The 4,253-nt window shown below is 42.8% G+C and carries 4 protein-coding genes; 2 read left to right on the top strand and 2 right to left on the bottom strand.

What is annotated here, in order from left to right; all coding sequences use genetic code 11:
- Positions 1-844, top strand: an 844-nt coding sequence (locus ACYQ8U_RS22650; RefSeq protein WP_459947832.1) for a hypothetical protein, incomplete at its 5' end; no start/stop codon positions are given.
- Positions 845-1,573: 729 nt separating this feature from the next.
- Here ACYQ8U_RS22650 and ACYQ8U_RS22655 read toward each other — a convergent pair.
- Together ACYQ8U_RS22655 and ACYQ8U_RS22660 are read right to left on the bottom strand one after the other, a co-directional pair.
- Positions 1,574-2,029, bottom strand: coding sequence for an SRPBCC family protein (locus ACYQ8U_RS22655; RefSeq protein WP_459947833.1), 456 nt, complete (start codon positions 2,027-2,029; stop codon positions 1,574-1,576).
- A gap of 341 nt (positions 2,030-2,370) precedes the next feature.
- Entirely contained in the window at positions 2,371-2,580 is a 210-nt protein-coding gene (locus tag ACYQ8U_RS22660; RefSeq protein ID WP_459947834.1) for an FmdB family zinc ribbon protein, read from the bottom strand.
- A gap of 621 nt (positions 2,581-3,201) precedes the next feature.
- Here ACYQ8U_RS22660 and ACYQ8U_RS22665 point away from each other — a divergent pair.
- The gene (locus ACYQ8U_RS22665) at positions 3,202-4,161 is read left to right on the top strand and encodes a M28 family peptidase (protein WP_459947835.1); all 960 of its coding nucleotides are present in this window, start codon (positions 3,202-3,204) and stop codon (positions 4,159-4,161) included.
- The last annotated feature ends 92 nt before the right edge of the window (positions 4,162-4,253 follow it).

A 4,253-nucleotide genomic window follows, 5' to 3' on the forward strand; every position in this document is an offset into this window, starting at 1 on the left:
ATTTGTTTTAGAGAAAAATAATAAATATTACAAAGATTTATCTACTTTCGTATTCTCCATAGATAGAGCAGAAAAATTAAAAGACGTTGGAATTCAATGGCCAGTCCTCACAGGGTTTACCTCTAAACATTCTGATGTTTTCAATCGAATTCACCTTCATGAAGAGAAGAAAGTTGTAAAAATTCGTGAAATTGATGCAAACTGGAGAAGTATTAAAAGTAATTCGTGTTGGGGTTGCAAAGCGAATGTGGGAAAGAATATTGTTGTTGATCTATACATTTGTTTGCAAAATTCCGTTTTGAAAATTGATGTTATTACGCCAGTATTTCTCTGTATTGTAAGTTATGATTCTAGTGGCGAAGTATTAACTGTAATAGGCTGTGAATGGCTGAACATTAACAAGTGGAAAGAAAAGCTACAAACATTAGCAGAAAGAAATCTAGAACGGAAAATTGACGCATCCGAACATTCATACAAGGATTTTGCTTTTACATTCCAGGGATTTTCTAACGAAGAGAAAATGTCCTACCTGTCTAAAAAATTGGGAATTTCGACTCCTAAATATCATGGCAAGGAAAGCAAACACTGGAATACTAGACGTGAAATTTGGCATTTTTTGATTCTCGTATATATAATTAATAAATCAAAGATCAAGACTATCAATCTCCCTAGATTGGCGGAAGATAAATGGCTTGAAGCACTGACTGGTTGGCCCAAAGATGAAGGGTCAGTCAAACAGAGGACTATAGATTTATGGTACTGGTTTAAAGATTTGGAGAAAAAAGGAATAGTCCATCACACAAACAAACAATGGTTCTCGATAAAAATGAAAGAAAAAGGATAGCCCTCTACCTCATCCCTTCTTTTTGTTTTGAATCAGCTTTGGCTACTAGATTTCATTCCCATCTTTAATTGGTGCTCTTGTGGTACCTTGCAAACCGCCTAACACTTTCGATTTAAAGAATCGTTAAAATAATCTGGAAAAATTTTCTATCTGATTTCTGCACTATCGGTTATTCTCCATTTCAAAAGTAACCATATCTCCTATGGATTTTGATTGGTTTTCCTCGTAATACTTGGTCTATCTCCGAGTTTTTCTGGAATTATTTTAGATGTGAGCAAGGTCGGTAAAAGTTTGAGCTATAGACCAATTTAATACTCAATCTCAGTTACTATCTTGCTCACTACCTGACAACATCACTACCTGACAACATTTAAAACAGGTATAAGAAGATATCTAGGACTACGAGCTGGTTACTCCACAGGTTCGTATACATAGTAGGTACATCATGCTGAGCCAACCTCCAAATTAGTTTTGGTTTGACCTGGCAGCCTCAAGGTCTCGATGTCAATTTGCAATCGCAGTCTTGAAGGATAGGGTAAGATGCCCTTTAGGTGGAATGGCCATTTTTTAGAAAGCATTAAGAAAGCGATGACTTATCAACTCACTCATCAGATATCGTAGCTCCGGAACTCTTTGAAAAATGGGGCTGGGCTGAATTCTCAGGGGTATGTGGCATGGGGCACGACCTGGCCTGCGGGAAGAGTTGGCCCAGTGATGGCAGAAAACGATTCACTCCCCAGCCAGGATCAGGTCGAGCTGTTTCTGTCTGAAGTCGAAGATGCGCTCCAGGGTTTTTCTGATATAGAGCGGATGCAGGAGGTTTCCCAGGAGTCCGAAGGGTGGTTGGTAGGTGATCCGGTCAAGCATCTGAACCCCGCCGGCCACCGGGCGGATCTCGTGGTAATGGTACCAGAAGCGATACGGGCCAAGCCGTTGTTCGTCGACAAAAGAATGGCCGGTACAGATATGTTTAATCTCGGTAACCCAGGTGTGGGTGCCGAGCAGCGGAATGGCGATCCTGTAGACAACGATCAGCCCATTGTACATCACGGCCGGGACCTCGGAGACGATGGAAAAACGCAGGTCGGGAGGGGTGATTCGATCGAGGTTGGCAGGATTCTGGAGAAAATCCCAGGCTGCCTCGATGGATGTCGTCAGCCTTTGTCGGCGTTCCAGGATGTACATCCCTTTGCTCCTTGAATTATTGCAGGCTCTGGAGGCGTTTGCCCATTTAGATCCTGCTTCCCCATACTATACAGAGGGGATCACAGTAGAACAGCTCATGGTAAGAATCGTCTGCCGGTCGCGGCAGCCATCATCGAAAGGTAGAACAACTATTTCCGAACATTTCTTTGGAGGTGCTGGCGGACCACGCTAGAGCAGATTTAGATTTGCCATGGCAAGCATCGGTCGGTGAACATACCTCACGGTTGACCTTCCTGAAAAGATGATTCTAGCATTATTATACAGATTGCAGATTATTGAAAATTAGCCTGCGAGCCCAACCTGGACTGATATTGTCATCGTCATGAAAATCCAGACTTGCAAGAACCTCCTGAAAGTGCCGCCTTAGGAATAGTGGCTGCTCCTTTAGCCGATACGCTGATGTTAGAAAATACTCTTTTTACTTCTGGGCTACCACAAACACTACAGGTAACACCGGAAATATCTGAGGAAACGAGAAACTTGTCGAATTTTTTACCACAATCATAGCAAGAGAATTTGTAAGTTGGCATTTTATTTTTCGTAAAGAAGTAAGCTTTGGTATCTCTGTGTGTACTTTTTTAATCTTCGGAAGTAGCTCTTCCTTAATAATAACCCCTTTGTACACGAAAAGGTAACTCATTGCCAAAAAGAAGATAATCAATGTTGCTACATGCTACGCTGAGAGTTGTTTCCTGAGAGCCCTGCGAGCAAAGTGGGGTATTTCTAAGGGAAAACACCCTAAAGAGTTGCTCCATTTTGGGCCATCGTCGGCGTGGATAGTACTTTCGTAGCAGTGCGGGCAGCGATTCGACGGATCATGTCGTGTCTCAGTTAGTATCAACCACATTTCCTGACACTTAATCTGAATTTTCCAGCTAGGATTTTCTGAAGGAATTCCGATTGGTGCTTGGGTCAAGATCAATAGATATCTGGACTATTGCAACTTCGGCCGCCATGGACATTTTATATATGAGATGAGTCAAGCAAAGATACGATCCTTTTTCCCATTTCAGAGAAAAAAATACTATATACTCCTCTGTTTAACTGTCAAAACAGTGGAGGCAAGGTACAATGATGGTATCTGCCTGGATTTTCTCTGCCGTTTGCGTATATCATAAAATATGAGAATGAATGGATATTGCAGATACTTCATGTTGCCGGGCATTTTGCTGCTTATTTTCTCAGCTGTTATTTGTTTTGCAAAAGAGGTTGAAATGGTTGACCTGAGAATTACCGAACAGAACCTGAAAGAGCATATGCAAATGCTTACCAGAACCATAGGTGAGAGAAGTGCCGGTAAATTATGGAATCTTGAAAAGGCTGCAGGTTATATAGAAAGTTTTTACAAAAAGATCCAGGTAGATTCAAAAAGAGAAGCCTATCCCTTCAAAAAAGAAACTGTGTATAATATCGTGGCTGACGTCGGTCCCGATACGGGTACCCCTGAAGTGTATATCATCGGAGCCCATTACGACTCGGTTGCCGGCACAGTGGGGGCAGATGATAATGGCAGCGCTGTTGCCGTCCAGTTGGAAGTTGCAAGACAACTTGCGGAACTCAAAGAAACAGAGCTTGGCTGCAGAGTCAGGTTTATCTCATTCGCCCTTGAAGAACCGCCTGCCTATGCTACATGGGCCATGGGAAGCAGGGTATATGCAAAAAAGGCGCGGAAAACAAAGGAGCAGATCGATGGGATGATCTGTCTTGAAATGGTTGGTTACACCTGTAATGAACCAGGCTGCCAGAGCTATCCCTTTCCTCTGATGTTCTTTGACTATCCTAAAACAGGAGACTACATAGGTATTGTAGGAAATTTCAGGTCGAGAAAATTTACCCGGGAACTTTACGAGTCATTTCAAGCCGGCGGTTACCTGCCTGTAGAGTCAGTTGTCGTTCCTGGGAACGGCTATCTCATTCCCAATATCAGACTAAGCGACCATGCTTCCTTCTGGGACAAAGGATACAAAGCCGTGATGATAACTGATACCGCATTTTACAGGAATCCCAACTACCATACCCCCAGGGATACCATGGATAAGCTGGATTTTTCTTTTATGGCTCGACTTGTAGAAAGTCTTGTGCACTTTTTCGTTCAAAAGGTGCCGGGATAAAAAACAGAAAGCCCGGTATGACAGTGGGTGTCATACCGGGCTTTTGGGAGGTTGAGGCAGATTGGTCGTCAGTTAGTATCTTGCACGCTGCC

Source organism: Desulfocastanea catecholica, assembly GCF_054657295.1.

Coding starts and splice junctions, on each gene's coding strand:
- ACYQ8U_RS22655 (WP_459947833.1), bottom strand. CDS start 2,029: ATGTACATCCTGGAACGCCGACAAAGGCTGACGACATCCATCGAGGCA.
- ACYQ8U_RS22660 (WP_459947834.1), bottom strand. CDS start 2,580: ATGCCAACTTACAAATTCTCTTGCTATGATTGTGGTAAAAAATTCGAC.
- ACYQ8U_RS22665 (WP_459947835.1), top strand. CDS start 3,202: ATGTTGCCGGGCATTTTGCTGCTTATTTTCTCAGCTGTTATTTGTTTT.